Origin of the sequence: Streptomyces sp. WY228 (assembly GCF_019287315.1) — a bacterium.
GTDB lineage: Bacteria > Actinomycetota > Actinomycetes > Streptomycetales > Streptomycetaceae > Streptomyces > Streptomyces caviscabies.
This window is the reverse complement of the sequence record NZ_CP079114.1, coordinates 6,292,724-6,315,562: the sequence shown is the minus strand read 5'-3', so window position 1 is coordinate 6,315,562 and position 22,839 is coordinate 6,292,724. Positions and strand designations below refer to the sequence as shown.

The following is a 22,839-nucleotide window of genomic DNA, read 5'->3' as shown; positions in this document are numbered from 1 at the left end:
AAGTCTGAAAGATCTACGGGTGAACGGCGGGGGCGACGCTTGTGGCGTCGGCCCCCGCCGTCAGCAGCCGTGACGGGTGTCAGGCCTGCTCGGCGTCCGCGTCGGCGGCCGGGGCGTCGGCGGCCGGAGCCTCGACAGCGGCCTCGGCCTCGGCGACGGCCTCGGCCGGCTTCTCGGCGTCGGCGACCTTCTCGGTCTCGGCGGAGGACTGGACCTCGGCGGCAGCCGCGGTCTCGTCCTTCTTGTCGCCCTCGAGCAGGTCGCGCTCCCACTCGGCCAGCGGCTCGCCGGCGGCCTTCTCGCCCGGCTTCGAGTCACCGGTGGCGGCACCGGAGCGGGCGATGAGGCCCTCGGCGACGGCGTCGGCGATCACGCGGGTGAGCAGGGTGACGGAGCGGATCGCGTCGTCGTTGCCCGGAATCTTGTAGTCGACCTCGTCGGGGTCGCAGTTGGTGTCGAGGATCGCGACGACCGGGATGTGGAGCTTGCGCGCCTCACCGACGGCGATGTGCTCCTTCTTGGTGTCGACGATCCAGACGGCGCTGGGCACCTTCTGCATCTCGCGGATACCACCGAGGGTCTTCTCCAGCTTGGCCTTCTCGCGCGAGAGGACCAGGAGCTCCTTCTTGGTGAGGCCGGAGGCGGCCACGTCCTCGAAGTCGATGAGCTCCAGCTCCTTCAGGCGCTGGAGGCGCTTGTAGACGGTGGAGAAGTTGGTGAGCATGCCACCGAGCCAACGCTGGTTGACGTACGGCATGCCGACGCGCGTCGCCTGCTCGGCGATGGCCTCCTGGGCCTGCTTCTTCGTACCCACGAACATGATGGAGCCGCCGTGGGCGACGGTCTCCTTGACGAACTCGTAGGCGCGGTCGATGTACGACAGCGACTGGAGCAGGTCGATGATGTAGATGCCGTTGCGCTCGGTGAAGATGAAGCGCTTCATCTTCGGGTTCCAGCGACGGGTCTGGTGACCGAAGTGGACGCCGCTTTCCAGCAGCTCCCGCATCGTGACGACGGCCATGGCCGTACTCCTTGAGGTACTCGGTTATCGCGACCGCAGGTTTGCGGTCGCGCCTGACGCCCCGACGCGCCGTGCCACGAGGGACCGAGGAGCGCGGCCACCTCCGCGAAGAGGGAGGTGGCGGGGCGTGCGAAGTCGACCCGGTGACCCGGATCGCCGTAAGAAGTGTACGGGACCGGCTGAGTGCCGGGTGACCGCGATGTCCACAAGCGCGTGACCCCGATCTCCACGGTCGGGTGACCGGGATATCCACAACCGGCGAGTAGCCCACAGGAACGGTGCGTGATCCCCGGAATCCCGGCCTCCGGGTCATCGTGGCGACATGCGCCATCAGCCCGCACCGCACCGCTCCCCCACCCACCGCACCCTGCTCCCGCTCGCGCTCCTGACCCTGCCGCTGTCCCTGCTCGTGCTGTGCGGGCTGCTCCCGGCCGGGCCGCCCGCGCCGGGCCCGGCGGTCGCACCGGCCGGAGCCGTGGCGGCCTTGCCGGGCGCGGACGCCGACGTGGACGAAGACGCTGATGCGGATGCAGACGCGGATGCGGATGCGGATGCGGAGCCAGATACGGCCCCCGACGCAGACGCAGACGCGAGTGCCGACGACGGCGGCCGGAGCTGGCCGCTGGCCGGGAGACCCGCGGTGTTACGGGGGTGGGAGCCGCCCGCCGGTCCGTACGGGCCCGGCCATCGCGGCGTGGACCTCGGGGCCCGGCCGGGCGCTCGGGTGCTGGCGGCCGCCGGGGGCCGGGTGTCGTTCGCGGGGCGGGTGGCGGGCCGCGGGGTGCTCGCCGTCGAGGTGGCCGACAGCGGTTCGCCGCCGCTGCGCACCACGTACGAACCGGTGCGGGCACTGGTCGAGGAGGGGGCGCGCGTACGGGCCGGGCAGCCGGTCGGGGTGCTGGAGGACGGGCCGTTCCACTGCGCGGAGGGCTGCCTGCACTGGGGCCTGCGGCGCGGGGACGCCTATCTGGACCCGCTCTCGCTGCTGCCGCCCGCGCTGCTGCGCACAGGCCCCTCGCGGCTGCTTCCGGTGTTCGGTGTGCCGGAGCCGGAAGCGGTCCGGGTCAGCCGCTCAGGCCGCCGGTCACACCGTGCAGGACCATCGCGACGACGGTGTCCGCGATGACGCCCGGCTCCTCCGCGACGCCCAGTTCGATTCGGCGCACGGCGGCGTCGACCGAACCCTGCAGGAGCATGGCGGACAGCCTGGGCTGCTCGTTGCCGAGGTCGCCCAGCGCTTCGACGATCATGGCGATCAGTCCGCCGTGCGCGGCGCGGATCTTCTCCCGGGCGCCCGCGTCCAGCTCGCTCGCGGAGATCGCGACGACCGCGCGGTGGCGGCGGTCCCCTACGAGGTCGAGCTGCCGGCGCACATACGCCTCGATCTTCGCCTCGGGCGTATCGGCGCGCTCCATGGCGTTCTCGACCTCGGCCGCCCAGACGGGGAAGTCGACGGCGCACAGCTCCTCGACGACGGCGGCCCGGGAGCGGAAGTACTCGTACACGGAGGACCGGGCGAGGCCCGTGCGCTCGGCGAGTGCGGGGAAGGTCAACGCCTCCGTACCGCCCTCGGACAGCAGGGAGCGCGCGGCGTCCAGGAGGGCGCCGCGCTGCATGGTCCGGTGCTCGGCCACGGAGGCCGCTCGAATCCTGGGCACATGTCCACTCTACGGCGGCAGACGTGCGGGGGAAGGGCATGGCCACCGACCGGATGGCCGGAGAGGGCAGGGGTGGGCTCGGGAAAGGGCCGGGAAGGCGTCTGTCAGCGGCCCGCGTCGGCGAGCTTCGCGCGGAGCTGCAGCACGGACTTGGTGTGGATCTGGCTGACCCGGCTCTCGGTCACCCCGAGGACGTTGCCGATCTCCGCGAGAGTGAGGCCTTCGTAGTAGTAGAGGGTCACCACGGTCTTCTCACGGTCGGGGAGGGTGTTGATGGCCCGCGCGAGCAGCCGTCTCAGCTCACGGTCCTCGGCGACCTCCACCGGATTGTCGGCGGCGGTGTCCTCCAGCGTGTCCATCAGGCTCAGCCGGTCGCCGCCCTCGCCGCCGACGTGCAGCAACTCCTCCAGGGCGACCACATTCGCCAGCGACAACTGGCTGAAAACCGCGTGCAGTTCCTCCAGCGCGATGCCCATCTCCGAGGCCACCTCGGCCTCCGACGGCGTGCGCCGGAACCGCGCCTCCAGCGTGGCGTAGGCGCGCTCCACGTTCCGCGCCTTCTGCCGGACGGACCGTGGGATCCAGTCCAGCGCCCGGAGTTCGTCGATCATCGCGCCGCGGATCCGGGTGATCGCGTACGTCTCGAACTTGATGGCCCGCTCGATGTCGAACTTCTCGATGGCGTCGATCAGTCCGAAGACCCCGGAGGAGACGAAGTCGGCCTGCTCGACGTTGGACGGCAGCCCCACGCTCACCCGGCCCGCGACGTACTTCACGAGCGGCGAGTAGTGCAGGATCAGCTGCTCCCGCAGTCGCTCGTCGCCCGTGGTCTTGTAAGAACGCCACAACTCGTCGAGGGAGGAGGGAGCGGGAGGGCGCACAGTGCCACGCGCAACCGGTGGTACTGCCGCGCGGTCAGACCCGGAGGTGTGCTGGGGCATGTGGTGCCTTGAGCCGTTCTGCCGTGAAGTGCTGGGGGACTTTTGTCTGGGGCGGAATCCTTGTGAGCGTAGCGTGACTGAGGCGTCGCAGTCCGCGCAGGACGGGAGTTCCCTGCCGCGTGACGGCGTGCCGCCGTTCACGCCGCCCGCGCCCGCCGGGGGCCGGGGCCGCCACCGTGGGCATGGGTCCCGGGCAGGTCACCGATCGATCGTGCGAGGTCATCGGCCTTACCTTTTCACCCGAATGCTCCAGGTCAAGAACCGCCTCGCCGCGCGTCGTCGTTGCGTACCGAAGGAAGCGTCAACCGCCAGCCGTCGCCTTCGCGTTCGACGAACCCCAGTGAGTGCAGTTCGTACAGTCGACCGAGGGTTTCGTCGGCCGAAGTCCCCGCGGTGCGGGCGAGGTCGCGGGGGTGGCTGACACCGTGGTACGGAAGCGCTTCGAGGACTCTCGCGGTGACCGCGTCCAGGTGGTCCCTGGGCAGCACCGGGCCGCGTCGGACCGGTGGGAGGTCGCCGATGTCCCCGACCAGCTCGACGACTTCGTCGGCGTCGGTGACGAGCGCACCCTCGCCGCGCAGCAGCTCGTGAACCCCTGCCGACAGCCCGCTGGTGGCGGGTCCGGGCACCCCCATCGCGAAGCGGCCGAGCCGTTGGGCCTGGCGGGCGGTGACCAGCGAACCGCTGCGGTATTCGGCCTCGACCACGACCGTTCCCCTGGTCAGTGCGGCGATGACGCGGTTGCGCAGGACGAATCTGCTGCGGGTGGGGTGCGAGGAAGGCGGCAACTCGGCGACGATGAGACCCTGTTGGGCCAGCCGCCCGAGCAACTCGGCGTGCCCGCGCGGGTAGGGTACGTCGACACCGCAGGCCAGCACGGCCGTCGTCGCCCCGCCCGCCGCGAGCGCGCCCCGGTGGGCGGCCCCGTCCACCCCGAACGCGGCCCCCGACACCACCACCCAGCCGCGCTCCGCGAGCCCGGAGCCGAGGCTCGCCGCCATGTGCGCCCCGTACGGGGTGCAGGCTCTCGCTCCGACCACCGCGACCGAGCGCAGGGACCACAGCCGCAGGTCGGGCCGTCCCCGCACCCAGAGTCCGACGGGCCGCGCGTCGCCCAGGTCGTCCAGCTGGCTCGGCCACTCCCGGTCCCCCGGGCAGACGAAGCGCCCGCCCACCGCGGCGACCGCCGCCAGATCCCGTTCCGGCTCCGCGGCGGCCGCCCGCAGCCGGTAGCCACCGAGCCGGAGAGCGGTCATCCCCGGCAGCCTCTCGGCGGACCCGTCCTCGACGGTGAGCCGCCGCAGCAGCTCGACCGCACCGGTCGCCCGCAGCCAACGCCCGGCCCGCTCGTCCCCCGGCTCCAGCACCCGCGTCAACGCGGCCCTGGCCACCCGCTCCCGCTCCCGCTCCCGCTCCCGGCCTGCTGCCCGGTCGCCATCGCGGCCGTCGCCCCGGTCGCCATCGTGACCGTCTCGCCGCTCCCGGCCTCCTGCCCGGTCGCCATCATGACCATCGCCCCGTTCGCGGCCGTCGCCCCGGTCGCCACCCCCGTGCCCCTCGCCCCGGTCGCCGTCCCCGTCGCCGTCATCCGGGCCGGGGGCGTGATCCCGGCCCGGACGCCCATGGCGACCACGGTCCCGGTCGGGCTCCGGCGAGTGGCCCCACAGCGGCTCCGGCAGGCACGCCCGTTCCACCTCCGGCGCACGCACCCGCGCGGGCTCCGGCAGGCGCGCCCGCGCCGGCTCGGCCCCGCCCTCCCGGTCCGCCTCCGCGCCTCCCCCGTACTCTCCTCGTCCTGGTCCGCAGCCCGACTCGCGCTCGCGGCCCACAGGGCGCTGCCCGCCCCGCTCCGGCCCGTGCGCGGGGTCCGTGCCGCGCTCCCGGTCGCGGCCGGGCGTTCCGCTCTTCCCGGGCCCGGAGCCCGGCTCCTGCTCCCTCATGACACCGCTCACCGCTCCCCCGCCCCCATCGGCACCCCGCGCTGGATGCCCGTCCGCAGTTCCAGGGCGACCGCCACATCGGAGTCGTCCGGGCGGTCCGCACCCCGCAGGTCCGCCACGGTCCAGGCCACCCTCAGCACCCGGTCCAGGCCCCGGGCCGTGAGGATGCCGCGCTCCAGGTCCCGCTCCGCCGCCGCCAGCGCTCCCGGGGCCGCGAGCAGCCGGGTCCGCAGCTCATGGCCGGGCACCTCGCTGTTCGTGGTCCACGGGGTGCCGGCCAGCCGCTCGGCCGCCCGCGCCCTGGCGTCCCGTACCCGAGCGGCGACGACGGCCGTCGACTCGCCCCGGCCGCCCTGCCCCAGCAGGTCCGCGCGGTCGACCGGCTCCACCTCGACCCGCAGGTCCACCCGGTCGAGCAGCGGCCCGGACAGGCGCGCCTGGTAGCGGCGGACCACCGAGGGCGGGCATTCGCAGCCCGCGCCGGTGAGCGTGTGCCGGCCGCACGGACACGGGTTGGCGGCCAGCACCATCAGGAACCGGGCGGGCAGCCGCACCACGCCAGCCGCCCGCGCGACCACCACATGACCGGACTCCAGGGGCTGGCGCAGCGCGTCCAGGGCCTTGCCCGAGAATTCCGGGGCCTCGTCGAGGAAGAGGACCCCGCGATGGGCCAGGGACACCGCCCCGGGCCTCGGGATGCCATTGCCGCCGCCGACCAGGGACTGCATGGTCGCCGAGTGGTGCGGGGCGCAGTAGGGCGCTCTGGAGACGAGCGGTTCACCCGGGGGGAGGATGCCCGCCACGGAGTGGACCGCCGTCACTTCGAGGGATTCCTGCCGGGTCAGCGGCGGCAGGACCGCCGACAACCGCTCGGCCAGCATGGTCTTGCCCGCGCCCGGCGGGCCCGAGAAGAGCAGATGGTGTCCGCCGGCCGCAGCCACCTCCAGGGCCCGGCGCGGGCGCGGCTGCCCCGCGACGTCCGCCAGGTCCGGCCGGTGACCGTCACCGCGCGCGGCGGCCGGGGCAAGCCCCGCGCCGAGGCCCGTACCGGGAATCATGAGCCCGGCCAGCATGGCGTCGGGGCGCCCCTGGTCGTCCGCGGGTTCCTCGGGCACCGGTTCGTCGCACAGAACCGCGATGAGCTGGCGCAGGCTCCGGACCCCGAGGACCGAGATCCCCGGCACCAGCGCCGCCTCCCCGGCCGACTGCTCGGGAACGACGACCTGCTCGTACCCCGCTTCGGCCGCCGCCAGGACGGCGGGCAGCACGCCCCGGACCGGACGGACCCGGCCGTCCAGACCCAGTTCGCCGATCATCACCACTTCGGCGATCGCCGCGGGGTCGATCCGCTCCGCCGCGCCGAGGACCGCGCTCGCGACGGCGAGATCGAAGCCCGAGCCGCTCTTCGGCACGGAGGCCGGCGAGAGCCCGACCGTGAGCTTCTTCTGCGGCCACTCGGCCCCGGAGTTGACCACCGCGGCCCGCACCCGGTCCCGGCTCTCCACCAGGCTCTTGTCCGGCAGCCCGACCAGGGTGAAGGCCGCCACCCCCGGCTCCAGATCCGCCTGGACCTCCACCACCACACCCTCGACGCCGACCAGCGCCACGGAACACGCTCGTGCGAAGCCCATCAGGACACCCCCCGGGCGTGCTCCGTGACCGGGGCCCCGCGCCGGGGCACGATCACCCCGACCAGGTCGATGCGGACGCCGCCGGGCGGTGGCCCGCCGTGCCGGTCGAGCCAGATCTCGGCGAGCCGCCGCAGGCGGTCCGCCTTGACCGGGCCGACCGCCGCCATGGGGTGTTCGAAAGCGTCTGACCTGCGGGTCTTCACCTCGCAGAAGACCAGGGCGTCACCGTCCCTGGCCACGATGTCGATCTCTCCGGCGCGGCAGCGCCAGTTGCGCTCGACCACCGCCATTCCGGCTTCGGCCAGCAGCCGTGCCGCCAGATCCTCGCCGTACCGCCCGAGTGCCCCCCGTGCGTTCATATCGGCACCACCTCCGGCACCGACTGTGACCCGGCCCGCCCGAAGTTGTGGATCTTGGTGGACAACTCCGTGGATGTGGAAAACCCGGCCACCCACATGGGTGACCGGGTCGCTCACCGCGACGCGCGTATCGGCGGCCCGGCGGCGCGGGCCGCGCGGGGTCAGCCTCCCGGAAGTTCCAGATCGCTCTTGTTGAGCTCTTCGATGTTGACGTCCTTGAAGGTCAGCACGCGGACCTGCTTGACGAATCTCGCGGGCCGGTACATGTCCCAGACCCAGGCGTCCGCCATGGACACCTCGAAGAAAACCTCACCCTGGACGGAGTGCACCTGCATCTCGTAGTCGTTGGTGAGGTAGAAGCGCCGTTCGGTCTCGATCACATATTTGAACAGACCGACGACATCGCGGTACTCCCGGTAGAGCTTCAGCTCCATCTCGGTCTCGTACTTCTCGAGGTCCTCGGCGCTCATGGCATGTTTCCCCTTCAGCCGTGCGTGCCCCCATTGTGCGTCAGCCTCCGGCACCCCTGGACGATTAGACGATTTCGGGGGCCAGAACCAACGGATCACGCGGGGGACCCTCGTCGAGAAGCGTGCGCAGCAGCTCGGCGAGTCTGGTCGGGTACACCGTCTCACGCGTCGCGAGCAGTTCGGCGGAAGTCCACCACCTCAGACCGGCGACGCTGCGCAGTTCCAGGTCGGTGAGGCCCTGCGGGGCGGTGGCGGTCTGTGTCGTACGGGCCAGGAAGTACCACTCGTCCTGGTCCCAGCGCCGCCCGTCGAACGGGAAGGAACAGATCCGGGTCCAGAGCAGCGGGCCCAGCGCGATGTCCGTGATGCCGGTCTCCTCGGCGAGCTCGCGGCGGGCCGCCTGCTCCCGGGTCTCCTCGCCCTCCAGACCGCCTCCCGGGGTGAACCACCAGGTGTCGGCCGGGTCGTCCGGCTCATGGCCGTGCAGCAGCAGTACGCGGTCGTCGGGGTCCAGCAGGACCACCCTGGCGACCCTGCGGGGCTCCGAGGTCACCGGGCCCCTCCGGCGGCCGTCCTGCGGCGGGCCAGACGCGCCGCCACGGGCCCGTACACCGCGCCGCCGAGGATCAGGACCACGCCCACCAGGATCGCGCCCAGCTGGAGCGGCAGCGGCCCCGCGGCGGACACCCCGCCGGGCAGCGCGGCGAAGGAGGAGGGTCGGGCGATCATGCCGTTCATCGGCCAGGCCACCGCGTCCACCCGGGCCTGTACGGCGCTCAGCGGTACGGAGCCCTGGCCGGCGTCCTGGAGGTGGACCCGGGAGTCCAGGGAGGTGGCCCGTTCGTCGCCGAGCAGGAAGATCTGGCCCTTGGGCACGGTGGCGGAGAAGTCCTGGGGCGAGGCGGGGGCCGCCGAGCCCGCGGCGGCCTGTCCGCGGTCGAGATACGGCTCGTCGACGGGGGTTCCGTTGACGGTGAGCCGCCCGTCCTCGTCGCAGCAGGCCACCTTGTCGCCGCCGACCCCGACGACGCGCTTCACCATCGCCGTGGCGCCCCAGACCTCATCGGTGAAGACCACCACGTCACCGCGCCGGACGTCGGCGCCGTCTATCCGCTCGGCGAGCACCCGGTCGCCGGGTTTCACCGTCGGCGCCATGGAGTCGGTCGGAATGGTGTACGGCTGGTAGACCACCGCCGCCCAGACGAAACCACCGAGGAAGAGCACACAGCCGACGGCCACGGCCAAGCCCGACATCATGGCGCCGAGCCGGCCGCGGCCGTCGTCCTTGCGTCCTGTACCGCTCATCCCAGCGCTCCCCCGTCGGAGATCGACAATCGCTGATCCGAGCGGCACCCTACCCGGCGGTACGCCCGGCGGTCAGCCTCCGGCGGCGCCACAACACGAGGGGCACCGCTCCGGCTACGCCCAGTGCCGCCGGGGCCATCGCCGCGGCCGCGTTCAGACCGGGCTGGTCGAAGGTGTCCGGGACCGGGAGGGTCGCCCAGCGGCCCAGCGGCCAGGCGACGACGACGGCGCGGCCGACGACCTCGTCCGTGGAGACCGTGCCCTCTCCGGGGAGCTCCTGGTGGTAGCGCGAGTCCAGGGAGTTCTGCCGGTGGTCGCCCATGACGAAGATCCGGCCGTCCGGCACCTTGATCGGGCCGAAGGGCTTGTCGTTGCACGGGGTGTTCCCCGGGAAGATGAACGACTTCTCGTCCAGGCTCTTCCCGTTGACCGTGACCGGCCCGTTCTCCTTGCACTCCACGGTGTCGCCGCCGACCGCGATGACCCGCTTGATCAGGTCCTTCTCCTCGGAGGACGGCATCAGGCCGATGAAGCTCAGGAACTTCTGCACCGCGTTGGGCTCCGGGGTAGCGGTGTCCTCCAGCCAGCCGCCCGGATCGTGGAAGACCACGACCTCGCCGCGCTCCGGCTCGGAGCCGAACCACGGGGTCAGCTTGTCGACCAGCACCCGGTCGCCCCGCTGCAGCGTGTTCTGCATGGAGTCCGAGGGGATCGAGAAAGCCTGGACCAGGAAGGTCTTGATCAGCAGCGCCAGGACCAGGGCGATGCCGACGAGCAGCGGCAGCTCCACCCAGAAGGAACGCTGCTTCTTGGGACGACTGCCGCCACCGCCCGGGTTGTCACCGCCGTCGTCAGGGGGGCCGTCACCGCCCTCCGGCGGGACCGCCGCCCCGCCCGCGGGAGACTCGTCGCGCTCCGGCCGGTCCTCGGGTTCGTCGTGTCCGGATCGTGCGCCGACCGCCAAATCCCCCACATCCACTCCTCAGTACGTGCCACTGCCCGCGCCCCATCGGACGCAGGCCCACCACTCCCATAACGAGCGGGAGTTCCGCAGGGGTCGGGAGCCGGACCATTCCATCGCGATCCGGAGGTGCCACACTATTCGACGGGGCCGGAGCCGCTGCCTCCGATCCGCGCCCGTCCGGGACCGCGGTGAAGGTGTCGCGCTCTTCCAGGGTGCTCCAGTGGCCGAACGGCCAGGCGATCACGACGGCCCGCCCCACCACCTCCTTCTCGGAGACCGTGCCCCGGTCGGGTTCGTCGAGGTGGAAGCGGGAGTCGGCGGAGTCGGACCGGTGGTCGCCCATCACGAACAGCCTGCCCTCGGGGACCTTCACCTCGAACGAGATGGCCGAGGGCCGGTCGTCGGGGTGGAGGTACGTCTCGGCCAGCGGTACGCCGTTGACGGTGATCCGGCCGTCCTCGCCGCAGCACTTCACGGTGTCGCCGCCGACCGCGATGACCCGCTTGATCAGGTCCTGCTCGTCGTCGGACGGCAGCAGCCCGATGAAGGTCAGCAGTTCGGTGGCCTGCTTGACGCCGATCGGCGGGTCCTTCTTCTCTCCGGGGTTCTCCTGCTGGAGCCAGCCGCCGGGGTCCTTGAACACCACGACGTCGCCGCGCTCGGGCTTCGATCCGAACCACGGGGTCAGCTTGTCCACGAGCACCCGGTCGCCGATCCGGATGGTCTGCTCCATCGACCCGGACGGGATGACGAACGCCTGGACCAGGAAGGTCTTCAGGACCAGCGCGATCAGCAGCGCCACGACGACGAGGACGGGTATCTCCCGCATCGCGGACCTGCGGCGCTTGCGCCGGACCTTCTTGGCGAGCTTGCGGCGCTCCGCCCGGGTGGGCAGCGAGCGCGGCCCGGTGGGCCTGGTCCCGGTCGGCAGGGACGCGTCGGGGTCGGGTGCGCCGCGCGGACGTCCGCGGTTACCCATGCGCCCCGCCGGGCGCCCGTACGCCGCCGAAGGCGCCGGTCCCCTCCAACGAGCCCGTCCGGGCGGGCGGCCAGCCCAGCCAGTCCACCCGGCCGGTCACCCGCTCGACGGGGACCATCCCGCCGCCGGGCGAGCCGAGATGGTCCCGGGAGTCGCTGGAGCGGCTGCGGTGGTCGCCCATCATCCACAGGGTGCCGGCGGACACCACGATGTCGAAGGGCGCCCGGGAGGCGGTGTCACCGGGGTACAGATACGGCTCGTCCACCACGGTGCCGTTGACCGCGAGCCTCCCCTTCGCGTCGCAGCACACGACGCGGTCGCCGCCCACACCCACCACCCGCTTCACGAAGTCGGTGTCGGCAGGCTCCGCGAGCCCCAGGGAGGCCGCCGCTCCGCGCACCAGTCCGGTCAGCGGGTTCGCGTCGAGGTCCTCCCGTACGAACGAGCCGGTGCCGTCGAAGACCACCACGTCGCCGCGCTCGGGCTCGGCGCCGAAACGGTACGCCAGCTTGTTGACGAGGACCCGGTCCCCGACCTGCAGCGTGGGCTCCATCGAGCGGCTGGGGATCAGGAAGGGCTGGACCACGTAGGAGCTGAACAGCAGCAGGGCGACGGTGGCCAGGACCGCCCCGGTCAGCACCCGCCGCCAGGTCAGTACGGAGGCGACGCGGTCCCGCGTACGCGAAAAGCGCGACCCCTCCCCGGACCCCGCGTCGGGTTCCGAGGAGCGGTCGCGCTCCGAGTGCTGTGCTTGCGTGTCCATCGCGGCCGAAGCTTATCCGGCCGCGCTGTGAACGCGGGAAGCAGCTCAGTTGTCGCGCTTCTCCTTGATCTTCGCGGCCTTGCCGCGCAGCTCACGGAGGAAGTACAGCTTGGCGCGGCGGACGTCACCGCGGGTGACGAGCTCGATCTTCTCGAAGATCGGGCTGTGCACCGGGAAGGTGCGCTCGACGCCGACGCTGAAGGAGACCTTGCGGACCGTGAAGGTCTCGCTGACGCCCGCGCCCTGGCGGCGGATGACAACACCCTTGAACTGCTGGATACGGGAGCGGTTGCCCTCGATCACGCGCACGTGGACGTTGACGGTGTCACCGGGGCGGAACGCCGGGACGTCCGACCGCAGGGTGGCGGCATTGACGTCATCGAGCAGGGAAGCCATGGTTTCTGCTTTCTTCGCCGATGCCACAGGTCATCGACGGGATATCGAGAGGAGTTCGGAGTGCTGATCGCGTCGGGCGGGCGTCTTTCCCCCTGTGGCAGGGGCGCACACCGGACGTACAGCAGCGGCCTATTCTTCCACGGCGGTGGGCCTGCGCCAAAATCGGCCGCCGGGCTCCGGCGCGAAGCCCAGGATGGAGAGGATCTCGCGGTCCTTCTCGTCGAAGGCGCTCGCCTCGCACCGCTCGATCAGGTCGGGCCGGTTGAGGGCGGTCCGGGCGAAGGCCTGGTCCCGCCGCCAGCGCGCGATCTTCCCGTGGTGGCCGCTGAGCAGCACGTCCGGGATGGACCGGCCGCGCCACTCGGGCGGCTTGGTGTAGACGGGCCCCTCCAGGAGGTTCGCCATCGCGCCCGGCGCGAAGGAGTCGTCCCGGTGGGACTCGGCGTTGCCGAGGACGCCGGGCAGCAGCCGGGCCACGGCCTCCGTGATCACCAGGACGGCCGCTTCCCCGCCGGCCAGGACGTAGTCACCGATGGAGACCTCGACGACCCGCAGCCGGGTGGCGTACTCGTCGATCACCCGGCGGTCGATGCCCTCGTACCGCGCCGGGGTGAAGACCAGCCAGGGTGCGGCGGAGAGTTCGACGGCCAGTTCCTGGGTGAACGGGCGGCCGCTGGGCGTGGGCACGACGAGCACCGGGGAGTGCGCCCCGGCCTCGTAGCCGTCGGCCAGCGCGTCGTCCAGCGCCTCGCCCCAGGGTTCGGTCTTCATGACCATGCCGGGGCCGCCGCCGTAGGGGGTGTCGTCGACCGTGTTGTGCCGGTCGTACGTCCACTCCCGCAGGTCGTGGACGTGGACGTCCAGGACGCCGCGGGCGCGGGCCTTGCCGACCAGGGAGACGTTCAGCGGTTCCAGGTACTCCGGGAAGATCGTGACGACGTCGAGCCGCATCAGGCGTCGCCCTTCGGCGCCTCGTCCGCGTCCGCGGGGGCCGCATCGCCGGTCACCTCGTCGCGGGAGGAGGCGACCACGGCCTCGCTCTCGTCGATCAGGCCGGGCGGCGGGGTGATGACCGCGCGCTGCTCCTCCAGGTCGATCTCGGTGACGATCTCCTCCACGAAGGGGATCATCACCTCGCTGCCGTCGGGGCGCTCCACGATGAACAGGTCCTGCGAGGGCAGGTGCGAGATCTCGGTGATCCGGCCGATCTCGGTGCCGTCGGCGAGCACCACGTCGAGGTCGATCAGCTGGTGGTCGTAGAACTCGTCCTCTTCCTCGGGCAGTTCCTCCGGGTCCACCTCGGCGATCAGCAGGGTGTTGCGCAGCGCTTCGGCGGCGGAGCGGTCGCGTACGCCCTCGAAACGCAGCAGGAGCCTGCCGCTGTGGACCCGGCCGGTCTCGATCGTCAGCGGACCCGTCTCCGCCGGTTCGGTGGCCAGGACGGCGCCGGGTCCGAGCCGCAGCTCCGGCTCGTCCGTTCGTACCTCGACGGTGACCTCGCCCTTGATGCCGTGGGCGCGGCCGATCCGCGCGACTACCAACTGCACGCTGTTCTCCGATTGATGGGGTGCGGACGTGGAGGAGGAGACGTCCGGGTGGCCGACGACAAAGGCCGGGGACGGCCCGAAGGCCCTCCCCGGCCCTGGCCGGTGTTCAACTCGCTGATCAGCGAACCTGGTCCACATCGACGAGGTCGACACGGATCCCGCGGCCGCCGATGGCACCCACGACCGTACGCAGAGCGCGAGCGGTGCGGCCGTTACGGCCGATCACCTTGCCGAGGTCGTCGGGGTGGACCCGGACCTCCAGCACGCGTCCGCGACGCAGGGTGCGCTCGGCAACCTGCACGTCGTCGGGGTTGTCGACGATGCCCTTCACGAGGTGCTCGAGAGCCTCCTCGAGCATGCTCAGGCCTCGGTCGACTCGGTGGACGCGGGGGCCTCAGCCGCCTCGTCCGCCTTCTTGTCGGACTTCTTGGCCTTGGGGGTGATGGCCTCACCCTTGGCCTCGTCGCCGTCCGCGGACAGCGCCTCGAACAGCGCGCGCTTGTCAGCCTTGGGCTCCGGCTGCAGCAGCGGCGCGGGGGCCGGGAGGCCCTTGTGGGCCTGCCAGTCACCGGTGAGCTTCAGGATCGCGAGGACCGGCTCGGTCGGCTGGGCGCCGACGGACAGCCAGTACTGCGCGCGCTCCGAGTTGACCTCGATGCGCGAGGGGTTCTGCACCGGGTGGTACAGGCCGATCTCCTCGATGGCCCGGCCGTCACGGCGGGTACGGGAGTCGGCGACGACGATGCGGTAGTGAGGCGAACGGATCTTGCCCAGACGCTTCAGCTTGATCTTGACTGCCACGGAAGTGGTGTCTCCTGGTCTATGACGTGGTTGGGCACAACTAGATGCCACGTGGGGTTGCGGTACTCGGAGTGCCCGATGGACGCGTCAGCCGGAGGAGAGAGGGGTCCTGTGCGACTGTCGAGTACAGCTAGCCATTGTGCCACACCACATCGGCTCACCCCACCGCGACCGCCGCTTCCGGGATCCGGAACGGCTTGCCGCAGCCACCGCAGACGATCGGCGCCTGCGCCAGGACCGACGGGACGACGCGGACGTTGCGTCCGCAGTCGCAGACGGCCTTGACCCGCACACCGCCCCCGGAGGAACCGTGCCGGGCGGCAGGTCCGCGGAAGGAGCGCTTGGTGTCGGCGGCGGTGGCGACGGTGTGCGCCTTGAGGGCGCGCTGCAGCCGTTCGGTGGTCGGACGGTACCGGCGCTTGGCTTCCGGATTCAGCGTGACCAGGGAGAATCCGCTGCTGGGATGGGGTTCCTCGGCATGATCGAGGCCCAGCTCCTCGGCGATCGCAAGGAAACGTCGGTTGTGGTAGCGGCCGGCGCGGGAGGTGTCACGGACTCCTCTCGCGGCGGCGATGCCGTGGACTGCCTCGTGGAGCAGTCGCTCGAAGGAGAGCTCGGCGCCACAGGCGGACGAGGACTCTCCGATCAGGGACTCGGGCGCGGCAAGATCGGGCAGCTCGGGGTGGTACCGCTGAATGTCGGCCCACGCCTGTGCCAGCTCTGCGGCAAGTACAGGTGGTGTCGTGCTCACGTCGTGATAACGAGCCCGAGTGCTCCGGTGTTCCTATTCCGGGGCATCCCAAATAATTTGCACGTACCAGTCAGTTGCCGTTGATGCGTCCGGACGAGGGCGGGTACGCAGAACTGCGGAGAAGGCGCACAGCTCGCACCAAGGTGGTGCACAGCGCGCGGTGCGCCCGGCGCTTCGGATGTGAGGTGCGCGGGCGGCCCGCGGTCCTGACGAATCCGCCCGAGAGACTACCCGCCCCGGCGCTCGACGTGCCCGGCGCGGGGTGTCGGGTAAGACTGGTCGGAGAGCAGACGCGGGACGGGGCGCACGAACGGTGCACGCAAGCACTGCCCCACACCCCCTGGACGGAACGGCGGATGCGCAGTTCTCTGGCTAGGGGGGTGCGGAACATACGCACACGGGGGAGTCCACTCGGGCACGACCGACCTCTTGGCGGATTGGGGCACTTTCCATGACACCAACGCTCGTCCGGAACCAGCCGGCCGCGGACGTCTCCGCGCCGGCGGACGCCGGTACCCGCGCACGCGACTGGGCCGAGATCCAGGAACGCATGCTCGCACCGCTGTACGAGGCGGTGTACGACCGGATGGAAGTCGGGGCCGCCACCCGGATGCTGTCCCTCGGCTGCGGCTCGGGCCTCGCGATGCTCGTCGCGGCGGCCCGGGGGGCGCAGGTCACGGGTGTGGACTCCGACCGGGAGCGCCTGGCGCTAGCCCGCGCGCGGCTGCTGCCGGACGACGGCTGGGACGACGCGCCCGCGCACTCCCCGCAACCGGCCCGCCGTCGGGCCCGGCTGCTGGAGGACGGGCGGCCCGCGCCCGCCGGCGCGGACGGTGCTCCGTACAACCTGATCACGGTCTTCGAGCCGATCGGCTGCGCGGCCGGGGACTCCGAGGGGCTGGTGCCGGCGCTGCGGTCGGCGGTGCCGCTGGCCGTCCGGGGCGCCTCGGTGGTGCTGACCGGCTGGGGTCCGCCGGAGCGCTGCGCCACGGCGGCGGTGCTGCGGGTGGCCGCGCGGCTGGCGGAGTCGGCGCGTCCGCCGCGTACGGAGCCCGGCAGGTGGCGGCCCACGCTCCGGGACGATCTGGAGGACGTGGCGGCGCGGGCCGGGCTGAAGCCGGACGGTTCGGGGCGGGTGTCCTGCCCGTTCGGGTACGCGGACGTGAACAGCGCGGTGCGCGGGCTGCTGTCCACCGGGCTCTTCGACGCCGCCGTACGGGCCACGGACCGCTCCCAGGTGGAGAAGGAGGTCGCCGAGGCCCTGCATCCGCACCGGCGGCAGGACGGCACGGTGTGGATGCCGAACGTCTTCCGCTATCTGGTCTGCGTGACCTGAGCCCGTACGTCCTTCGGACATGCGTAAGGGGCGCCCTCTCTCAAGGGCGCCCCTTACGCATGTCTCGTGCCGTGCCGCTTACATGAACTTCTTGAACTCGTCCGGCAGCTCGAAGTTCTTGTCGCCCTGGGCGGGCAGACCGAACGCGCCGCCCTGGGCGGCCTGCTCGCGGCGCTCCGCGGCGGCGGCCTCCTCGGCCTTGCGCTTCATGGGGTTGCCGCTCTTGCGCTTGCCCTTGGCCTGCTTGACCTGCTTCTTCTGCCGGCCGGGACCGCCGCCCATGCCGGGCATCCCCGGCATCCCGGGCATGCCGCCGCCCTGGGCCATCTTCGACATCATCTTGCGGGCCTCGAAGAAGCGCTCCACCAGGCTCTTGACCGCGGAGACCTCGACGCCCGAACCCTTGGCGATACGGGCCCGGCGCGAGCCGTTGATGAGCGTCGGCTCGGCGCGCTCCTTGGGGGTCATCGACTTGATGATCGCGGCGGTGCGGTCGATGTCGCGCTCGTCGATGTTGTTGATCTGGTCCTTGATCTGCCCCATGCCGGGCAGCATCCCGAGCAGCTTGGAGATGGAGCCCATCTTGCGGACCTGCTCCATCTGGGCCAGGAAGTCGTCGAGGGTGAAGTCCTTTCCACCCTTGCTCGACTGCAGCTTCGAGGCCATTTTGGCGGCCTCTTCCTGGCTGAACGTCTTCTCCGCCTGCTCGATCAGGGTGAGCAGGTCACCCATGTCGAGGATGCGGGAGGCCATCCGGTCCGGGTGGAACGCGTCGAAGTCCTCCAGCTTCTCGCCGTTCGACGCGAACATGACCTGCTTGCCCGTGACATGGGCGATCGACAGGGCGGCGCCACCGCGGGCGTCGCCGTCGAGCTTGGAGAGGACCACGCCGTCGAAGCCGACGCCGTCGCGGAAGGCCTCGGCGGTGTTGACCGCGTCCTGACCGATCATCGCGTCGACGACGAAGAGGATCTCGTCCGGGCTGACGGCATCGCGGATGTCCGCGGCCTGCTGCATCAGCTCCTGGTCGATGCCGAGGCGGCCGGCGGTGTCGACGATGACGATGTCGTGGACCTTGGCCTTGGCGAACTCGATGGAGTCCTTGGCGACCTGGACCGGGTCGCCGACGCCGTTGCCCGGCTCGGGGGCGTACACCGCGACGCCGGCGCGCTCGGCGACGACGCTCAGCTGGTTGACGGCGTTGGGGCGCTGGAGGTCACAGGCGACGAGCAGCGGGGAGTGGCCCTGGCCCTTGAGCCAGAGGCCGAGCTTTCCGGCGAGCGTCGTCTTACCGGCGCCCTGGAGGCCGGCGAGCATGATCACGGTGGGCGCGGTCTTGGCGAACCGCAGCCGCCGGGTCTCGCCGCCGAGGATGGCGACGAGCTCCTCGTTGACGATCTTGACGACCTGCTGGGCGGGGTTCAGCGCCTGGGAGACCTCGACGCCGCGCGCCCGCTCCTTGACGTTGGCGATGAAAGCCCGGACCACGGGCAGGGCGACGTCGGCTTCCAGCAGGGCGATACGGATCTCGCGTGCCGTGGCGTCGATGTCCGCCTCGGACAAGCGGCCCTTGCCCCTGAGGTTCTTGAAAGTCGCGCTAAGGCGGTCGGAGAGAGTATCGAACACGGCGCTCGTCGGTCCTCAGGGTCGGGGGCGGGGCAGGTCAATCGCCCTCCAGGGTATCCGTCCCCCGGAGAACACCAAGCCCTCGCCCGGATCCGGTGCCGGGCGAGGGCTTGAAAAAGCGTCCCGCACGTCAGCCGAGGGCTTTCTCGACCTCCCGGGCGACCTCGGCGGCCCGGTCCGGGAACAGGGGTTCGCCGTCGGTGCCGGTGACGTAGAAGGCGTCCACGGCGTTGGCGCCGAGGGTGGAGACATGGGCGCTCCGCACCCGTACCGCACTCCCCTCCAGGGCCCGGCCGATCCGGTGCAGCAGGCCCGGGGCGTCCTGGGCGCGGACCTCGATGACGGTGGCCCGGCGGGAGCCCGCGGCGGCCACGGTGACCCGGGGCGGCGGGGCCTTCACCCCGCGCCGGCGCGGATAGGCGGCCTCGCGCTCGGCGAGCCGGGCCCGGATGTCCAGGGAGCCGTCCAGGGCGCGTACGAGGTCGGCGCGGAGCCGGGCGGCCTGCGGGAGGGAGCCGTACTCGGCGGCGACCCGCCAGCTGAGCAGCAGCAGGTCCGCCCGCTCCCCCAGCTCGTTCGGCAGCTCCACCGCGCGCAGGTCGGCGGCGCGCACGGTGAGGCGGTGCAGGGCGAGGACTCCGGCGGCGGCGGGCAGCACGCCGGGGCGGTCGGGCAGGGCGATGAGGAGTTCGACGCCGACGGGTTCCACCTCGCCGTCCCCGGCGGGCTCCTCGGGCTGGGTGTGCAGGGCGAGGACGGGTTCGCCGGTGCGCAGGGCCTCGATGGCGAGGCGTTCGTGCTCGGCGCTGGGGGCCGCGTCGTCGGGCTCGTCGGGGAACTCTCCGGCGAGCACCGCTGCGACCCGTTTGACCAGGTCGGCGACGAGAGAGGCGCGCCAGGCGGACCAGGCCGCGGGCCCGGTGGCGAGCGCGTCGGCCTCGGTGAGGGCGTGCAGCAGCTCCAGGGTGGAGGCGCTGGAGACGGCGGCGGCGACGGCCTGGACGGTGGCGGGGTCGTCGAGGTCGCGCCGGGTGGCGGTGTCGACGAGCAGCAGATGGTGGCGTACGAGGGTGGCGATGACGCCCACGTCCTGCTTGTCGAAGCCGATCCGGGTGGCCATGTCGCGGGCGATGACCTCGCCGGCCACGGAGTGGTCGCCGGGCCAGCCCTTGCCGATGTCGTGGAGCAGGGCGGCTACCAGGAGGAGGTCGGGGCGGTGGACGCGGCGGGTGAGGGAGGCGGCGCGGACGGCGGTCTCCACCAGGTGCCGGTCGACGGTCCAGGTGTGGACGGCGTTGCGCTGGGGGCGGCAGTGGACGCGTTCCCAGTCGGGCAGCAGCCGGGTGATGATCCCTTCCGCTTCGAGCGCCTCCCAGACGCCGACGGTGGCCTCGCCCGCGCCGAGCAGCGTGACGAGTTCCTCGCGGGCCTCGGGGGGCCACGGGACCGGCAGCGGCTGGGCGGTGGTCGCCAGGTGGCGGACGAGGTGGCGGGAGAGCGGGAGTCCGGCCTCGGCGGCGGCCGCGGCGGCGCGCAGGGTGAGGACCGGGTCGCGTTCGGGGCGGGCGGCGCGGGCGAGGACCACTTCGCCGTCCGCGTCGACCACGCCGTCGGCGAGCGGGGTGCGTTCGGGGGCGGCCTTGGAGCCGAGGCCGCCGCTGAGCATGGCGCGGAGCTTCGGGCGGGCCGAGCGGGCGCGCAGGACCCGGTTGACCTCGCGCCAGGTGACGTCGGTGGCGTACGAGACGGTGCGGGCGGCCTCGTAGACCTTGCGCAGCAGGACGTCGGCGTCGAGCAGGCCGAGGGCCTCGGCGACCTGGTCCTGCTCCTGGAGGGCGAGCCGGTCGGTGGCGCGCCCGGTGGTGAGGTGGAGGGCGTCGCGGGCGTCGAGGAGGGTGCGGCGGGCCTCGGCGAGTCCTTCGCGGGGCGCGTCGGCGACCCAGGAGGCGGCGACCGCGCGCAGGGCGGTGGCGTCGCGGAGGCCGCCGCGGGCCTCCTTGAGGTCGGGTTCCAGGAGGAACTGGAGCTCGCCCATCCGTTCCGCGCGTTCCCGGCAGAGCTCGTGGAGCGCGGGGAGGCGTTTGGGCGCCTGGTTGCGCCAGTCGGCGAGGATCGCGGTGCGCAGGGAGGCGACGAGGCCGAGGTCGCCGGCGACCGGGCGGGCGTCCAGCAGGCCGAGCTGGACCTTGAGGTCCTCGCCCGCCGTCCTCCGGGCCTCGCCGGGGGTGCGTACGGAGTGGTCGAGGGCCAGGCCCAGGTCCCAGACCGGATACCAGACGGCGTCGGCGAGGGCGGCGAGGGCCGCCGCGTCGGCGCTGCCGTCGTGCAGGAGCAGCAGGTCGAGGTCGCTGCGCGGGGAGAGTTCGCCGCGGCCGTAGCCGCCGACGGCGACGAGGGCGGCGCCGCGTACCCCGGCCCGGGTCGCGGCGGTGGTGAACAGGCCGGTGAGCCAGTCGTCGGTGAGGCGGGCGAGGGCCGCACGGCGCGGCGGCCCGGACCGCGCCTCCTGCTGGAGGAGGCGCAGCCGGGCCGCCGCGTAGCCGCTGGGTCCCGAGCCTTCGGTTTCGGTGGTCACTTCGGTACTCGTCACCCAGCTGCCTTCCGTTTGCGGGCCGTCGGTCAGAGGGCGTCCGGGCCGCGCTCGCCGGTCCGTACCCGGACGGCGGTGTCGACCGGGACGCTCCAGACCTTGCCGTCACCGATCTTGCCGGTACGGGCGGCCTTGACGACGACCTCGATGAGCTGTTCGGCGTCCTCGTCCTCGACGAGGACCTCGATGCGGATCTTGGGCACCAGATCGACGGTGTACTCGGCGCCCCGGTAGACCTCGGTGTGGCCGCGCTGCCGCCCGTAACCGCTGGCCTCGGTGACGGTGAGCCCCTGGACGCCGAAGGCCTGGAGGGCCTCCTTGATCTCGTCCAGCCGGTGGGGCTTCACGACCGCGGTGATGAGCTTCATGCGTCCACCTTCTTTGCCTTCGGTGCTGCCGTCGTGTCGGGGGCGGGGGCGGGGGCGGTGGTGCGGGAGACCGAGCCGCCGCCGGTGCCGCTGAAGTCGTACGCCGTCTCGGCGTGCTCGACCTGGTCGATGCCGGAGATCTCGTCGTCCTCGGAGACCCGCATCCCGATGGTCTTGTGGAGCAGGAGGGCGATGAGGCCGGAGACGACCAGAGAGTACGCGAGGACCGCGACGACGCCGACGACCTGCTTGCCGAGCTGATCGACGCCGCCGCCGTAGAAGAGGCCCTTGGCGTCGGACTGGACACCGCCGGTGGCGAAGAAGCCGACCAGGATGGAGCCGATGATGCCGCCGACGAGGTGGACGCCGACGACGTCGAGGGAGTCGTCGTAGCCGAACTTGTACTTCAGGCCGACCGCCATGGCGCACAGGACACCGGCGATGGCGCCGACCGCGATCGCGCCGAGCGGGGAGACGGAACCACCCGCCGGGGTGATGGCGACGAGTCCGGCGACCGCGCCGGAGGCGGCGCCCAGGGTGGTGAAGGAGCCGTGGCGCAGCTTCTCGTAGACGAGCCAGCCGAGGACGGCCGCGGCGGTGGCGACCTGGGTGTTCAGGAACATGACCGCGCCGACGCCGTCGTCGTTGCCGAGCCAGGATCCGGCGTTGAAGCCGAACCAGCCGAACCACAGGAGGGCCGCGCCGAGCATGACGAGCGGCAGGCTGTGCGGCCGCATCGGGTCCTTCTTGAAGCCGACGCGCTTGCCGATGACCAGGATGACGCCGAGGGCGGCGGCGCCGGCGTTGATGTGGACGGCCGTACCGCCGGCGAAGTCGATGACGCCCATCTCGAAGAGCCAGCCGCCGGTGCCCCAGACCCAGTGGGCGACGGGGAAGTAGACGATGCTGACCCACAGGACGATGAATACCGCCCAGGCCGTGAACTTCACCCGGTCGGCGAGGGCGCCGCTGATCAGGGCCGGGGTGAGGACGGCGAACATCAGCTGGAAGACGGCGAAGACGTAGACCGGGATGGTGTAACCGTCCCAGAGTTCGGTGACGCCGATGTTGCTGAGGCCGACGTAGTCGGAGCTCCAGCCGATGACCGAGCCGACATCGGAGCCGAAGGCGAGGCTGAACCCGTAGAGCACCCACAGGATCGTGACGATCCCGAGGCTGATGAAGCTCATCATCAGCATGTTCAGGGTGCTCTTGACGCGGACCATGCCTCCGTAGAAGAAGGCCAGGCCGGGGGTCATGAGCATCACCAGGGCCGAGCAGATGAGCATGAACCCGGTGTTGGCGGCAGACAGCTCAGGGGCGTCTGCGGCAAGCGTCGTGATGCCTGGGGGCATCGGCGTCTCCTCGTCGTCGGTGCGGCCGCGGCGTGCGG

24 protein-coding genes are annotated in these 22,839 nt (G+C 72.0%); 2 read left to right on the top strand and 22 right to left on the bottom strand.

All coding sequences use genetic code 11. The annotated features are described in order from the left end of the window. Positions 1–79: 79 nt before the first annotated feature. Positions 80–1,021, bottom strand: a complete 942-nt coding sequence (rpsB, locus tag KV381_RS27755) for a 30S ribosomal protein S2 (RefSeq protein ID WP_030629544.1) — start codon at positions 1,019–1,021, stop codon at positions 80–82. 322 nt (positions 1,022–1,343) lie between these two features. On the opposite strand from rpsB, the gene KV381_RS27750 reads away from it, so the two are divergent. After that, a complete protein-coding gene (locus KV381_RS27750; RefSeq protein WP_218786627.1) occupies positions 1,344–2,147 on the top strand; it encodes a murein hydrolase activator EnvC in 804 nt (267 codons plus the stop codon). On the opposite strand, the gene KV381_RS27745 is transcribed toward KV381_RS27750, so the two are convergent. The 17 genes from KV381_RS27745 to KV381_RS27665 all read right to left on the bottom strand — a co-directional run bounded on the left by KV381_RS27745 (position 2,086) and on the right by KV381_RS27665 (position 15,526). Beyond that, positions 2,086–2,655: a TetR/AcrR family transcriptional regulator gene (locus tag KV381_RS27745; RefSeq protein WP_218787311.1), complete on the bottom strand. Its 570-nt coding sequence runs from the start codon at positions 2,653–2,655 to the stop codon at positions 2,086–2,088. The two genes, KV381_RS27750 and KV381_RS27745, sit on opposite strands and share 62 nt — an antisense overlap. Positions 2,656–2,783: 128 nt before the next feature. Beyond that, positions 2,784–3,620 carry an RNA polymerase sigma factor WhiG gene (gene whiG, locus KV381_RS27740; protein ID WP_030085080.1) on the bottom strand — a complete coding sequence of 279 codons (837 nt, stop codon included), beginning with the start codon at positions 3,618–3,620 and terminating at the stop codon, positions 2,784–2,786. Positions 3,621–3,874: 254 nt separating this feature from the next. Beyond that, the gene (dprA, locus tag KV381_RS27735) at positions 3,875–4,987 is read right to left on the bottom strand and encodes a DNA-processing protein DprA (protein WP_103538706.1); all 1,113 of its coding nucleotides are present in this window, start codon (positions 4,985–4,987) and stop codon (positions 3,875–3,877) included. 581 nt (positions 4,988–5,568) lie between these two features. Beyond that, a complete protein-coding gene (locus KV381_RS27730) occupies positions 5,569–7,191 on the bottom strand; it encodes a YifB family Mg chelatase-like AAA ATPase (protein ID WP_030085074.1) in 1,623 nt (540 codons plus the stop codon). Next, positions 7,191–7,550, bottom strand: coding sequence for a YraN family protein (locus KV381_RS27725; RefSeq protein WP_218786626.1), 360 nt, complete (start codon positions 7,548–7,550; stop codon positions 7,191–7,193). The genes KV381_RS27730 and KV381_RS27725 overlap by 1 nt, the downstream gene beginning before the upstream one ends. 161 nt (positions 7,551–7,711) lie before the next feature. Next, a complete protein-coding gene (locus KV381_RS27720; protein WP_003965949.1) occupies positions 7,712–8,020 on the bottom strand; it encodes a DUF2469 domain-containing protein in 309 nt (102 codons plus the stop codon). 64 nt (positions 8,021–8,084) lie between these two features. Beyond that, on the bottom strand, positions 8,085–8,573 hold the full coding sequence (locus KV381_RS27715; RefSeq protein WP_030085070.1) for an NUDIX hydrolase: 489 nt from the start codon (positions 8,571–8,573) through the stop codon (positions 8,085–8,087). After that, entirely contained in the window at positions 8,570–9,325 is a 756-nt protein-coding gene (gene lepB / locus KV381_RS27710; protein ID WP_030629533.1) for a signal peptidase I, read from the bottom strand. Before lepB (KV381_RS27710) ends, KV381_RS27715 begins: the two co-directional genes overlap by 4 nt. 49 nt (positions 9,326–9,374) lie before the next feature. Continuing rightward, positions 9,375–10,289: a signal peptidase I gene (gene lepB / locus KV381_RS27705; RefSeq protein WP_030085066.1), complete on the bottom strand. Its 915-nt coding sequence runs from the start codon at positions 10,287–10,289 to the stop codon at positions 9,375–9,377. Continuing rightward, entirely contained in the window at positions 10,189–11,268 is a 1,080-nt protein-coding gene (gene lepB, locus KV381_RS27700; RefSeq protein ID WP_030085064.1) for a signal peptidase I, read from the bottom strand. The genes lepB (KV381_RS27705) and lepB (KV381_RS27700) overlap by 101 nt, the downstream gene beginning before the upstream one ends. Continuing rightward, positions 11,261–12,031 (bottom strand): signal peptidase I, encoded by a 771-nt coding sequence (gene lepB / locus KV381_RS27695; RefSeq protein ID WP_030085062.1) that lies wholly within the window; start codon positions 12,029–12,031, stop codon positions 11,261–11,263. The genes lepB (KV381_RS27700) and lepB (KV381_RS27695) overlap by 8 nt, the downstream gene beginning before the upstream one ends. Positions 12,032–12,076: 45 nt before the next feature. Beyond that, complete coding sequence (gene rplS / locus KV381_RS27690; protein WP_006127901.1) at positions 12,077–12,427, bottom strand: 50S ribosomal protein L19; 351 nt, start codon at positions 12,425–12,427, stop codon at positions 12,077–12,079. A gap of 129 nt (positions 12,428–12,556) precedes the next feature. Then, complete coding sequence (gene trmD / locus KV381_RS27685) at positions 12,557–13,378, bottom strand: tRNA (guanosine(37)-N1)-methyltransferase TrmD (RefSeq protein WP_218786625.1); 822 nt, start codon at positions 13,376–13,378, stop codon at positions 12,557–12,559. Next, positions 13,378–13,974 carry a ribosome maturation factor RimM gene (rimM, locus tag KV381_RS27680; RefSeq protein WP_218786624.1) on the bottom strand — a complete coding sequence of 199 codons (597 nt, stop codon included), beginning with the start codon at positions 13,972–13,974 and terminating at the stop codon, positions 13,378–13,380. Before rimM ends, trmD begins: the two co-directional genes overlap by 1 nt. 118 nt (positions 13,975–14,092) lie before the next feature. Further along, entirely contained in the window at positions 14,093–14,332 is a 240-nt protein-coding gene (locus tag KV381_RS27675) for an RNA-binding protein (protein WP_003965959.1), read from the bottom strand. Between the two features lie 2 nt (positions 14,333–14,334). Next, positions 14,335–14,775, bottom strand: coding sequence for a 30S ribosomal protein S16 (rpsP, locus tag KV381_RS27670; protein ID WP_030085056.1), 441 nt, complete (start codon positions 14,773–14,775; stop codon positions 14,335–14,337). Positions 14,776–14,932: 157 nt separating this feature from the next. Continuing rightward, on the bottom strand, positions 14,933–15,526 hold the full coding sequence (locus tag KV381_RS27665) for a hypothetical protein (protein ID WP_003965961.1): 594 nt from the start codon (positions 15,524–15,526) through the stop codon (positions 14,933–14,935). Between the two features lie 451 nt (positions 15,527–15,977). Between KV381_RS27665 and KV381_RS27660 the strand changes: the two genes are divergently transcribed. After that, positions 15,978–16,862, top strand: a complete 885-nt coding sequence (locus KV381_RS27660; RefSeq protein ID WP_086779143.1) for a methyltransferase domain-containing protein — start codon at positions 15,978–15,980, stop codon at positions 16,860–16,862. A gap of 78 nt (positions 16,863–16,940) precedes the next feature. Here the strand turns inward: KV381_RS27660 and ffh are convergent, their stop codons facing one another. From ffh to KV381_RS27640, 4 genes are all read right to left on the bottom strand, one after another. Further along, entirely contained in the window at positions 16,941–18,488 is a 1,548-nt protein-coding gene (gene ffh, locus KV381_RS27655) for a signal recognition particle protein (RefSeq protein WP_030629521.1), read from the bottom strand. Positions 18,489–18,618: 130 nt separating this feature from the next. Continuing rightward, on the bottom strand, positions 18,619–21,078 hold the full coding sequence (locus tag KV381_RS27650; RefSeq protein ID WP_218786623.1) for a [protein-PII] uridylyltransferase: 2,460 nt from the start codon (positions 21,076–21,078) through the stop codon (positions 18,619–18,621). A gap of 29 nt (positions 21,079–21,107) precedes the next feature. Next, positions 21,108–21,446, bottom strand: coding sequence for a P-II family nitrogen regulator (locus KV381_RS27645; RefSeq protein WP_006127894.1), 339 nt, complete (start codon positions 21,444–21,446; stop codon positions 21,108–21,110). Further along, positions 21,443–22,801 carry an ammonium transporter gene (locus KV381_RS27640; RefSeq protein ID WP_218786622.1) on the bottom strand — a complete coding sequence of 453 codons (1,359 nt, stop codon included), beginning with the start codon at positions 22,799–22,801 and terminating at the stop codon, positions 21,443–21,445. Before KV381_RS27640 ends, KV381_RS27645 begins: the two co-directional genes overlap by 4 nt. Between the last annotated feature and the right edge of the window lie 38 nt (positions 22,802–22,839).

Bases quoted from the DNA above. Each gene is read 5' to 3' on its own strand.
- rpsB (WP_030629544.1), bottom strand. From the start codon at position 1,021: ATGGCCGTCGTCACGATGCGGGAGCTGCTGGAAAGCGGCGTCCACTTC.
- KV381_RS27750 (WP_218786627.1), top strand. From the start codon at position 1,344: ATGCGCCATCAGCCCGCACCGCACCGCTCCCCCACCCACCGCACCCTG.
- whiG (WP_030085080.1), bottom strand. From the start codon at position 3,620: ATGCCCCAGCACACCTCCGGGTCTGACCGCGCGGCAGTACCACCGGTT.
- KV381_RS27730 (WP_030085074.1), bottom strand. From the start codon at position 7,191: ATGGGCTTCGCACGAGCGTGTTCCGTGGCGCTGGTCGGCGTCGAGGGT.
- KV381_RS27725 (WP_218786626.1), bottom strand. From the start codon at position 7,550: ATGAACGCACGGGGGGCACTCGGGCGGTACGGCGAGGATCTGGCGGCA.
- KV381_RS27720 (WP_003965949.1), bottom strand. From the start codon at position 8,020: ATGAGCGCCGAGGACCTCGAGAAGTACGAGACCGAGATGGAGCTGAAG.
- lepB (WP_030629533.1), bottom strand. From the start codon at position 9,325: ATGAGCGGTACAGGACGCAAGGACGACGGCCGCGGCCGGCTCGGCGCC.
- lepB (WP_030085064.1), bottom strand. From the start codon at position 11,268: ATGGGTAACCGCGGACGTCCGCGCGGCGCACCCGACCCCGACGCGTCC.
- lepB (WP_030085062.1), bottom strand. From the start codon at position 12,031: ATGGACACGCAAGCACAGCACTCGGAGCGCGACCGCTCCTCGGAACCC.
- rplS (WP_006127901.1), bottom strand. From the start codon at position 12,427: ATGGCTTCCCTGCTCGATGACGTCAATGCCGCCACCCTGCGGTCGGAC.
- trmD (WP_218786625.1), bottom strand. From the start codon at position 13,378: ATGCGGCTCGACGTCGTCACGATCTTCCCGGAGTACCTGGAACCGCTG.
- KV381_RS27675 (WP_003965959.1), bottom strand. From the start codon at position 14,332: ATGCTCGAGGAGGCTCTCGAGCACCTCGTGAAGGGCATCGTCGACAAC.
- KV381_RS27660 (WP_086779143.1), top strand. From the start codon at position 15,978: ATGACACCAACGCTCGTCCGGAACCAGCCGGCCGCGGACGTCTCCGCG.
- KV381_RS27645 (WP_006127894.1), bottom strand. From the start codon at position 21,446: ATGAAGCTCATCACCGCGGTCGTGAAGCCCCACCGGCTGGACGAGATC.
- KV381_RS27640 (WP_218786622.1), bottom strand. From the start codon at position 22,801: ATGCCCCCAGGCATCACGACGCTTGCCGCAGACGCCCCTGAGCTGTCT.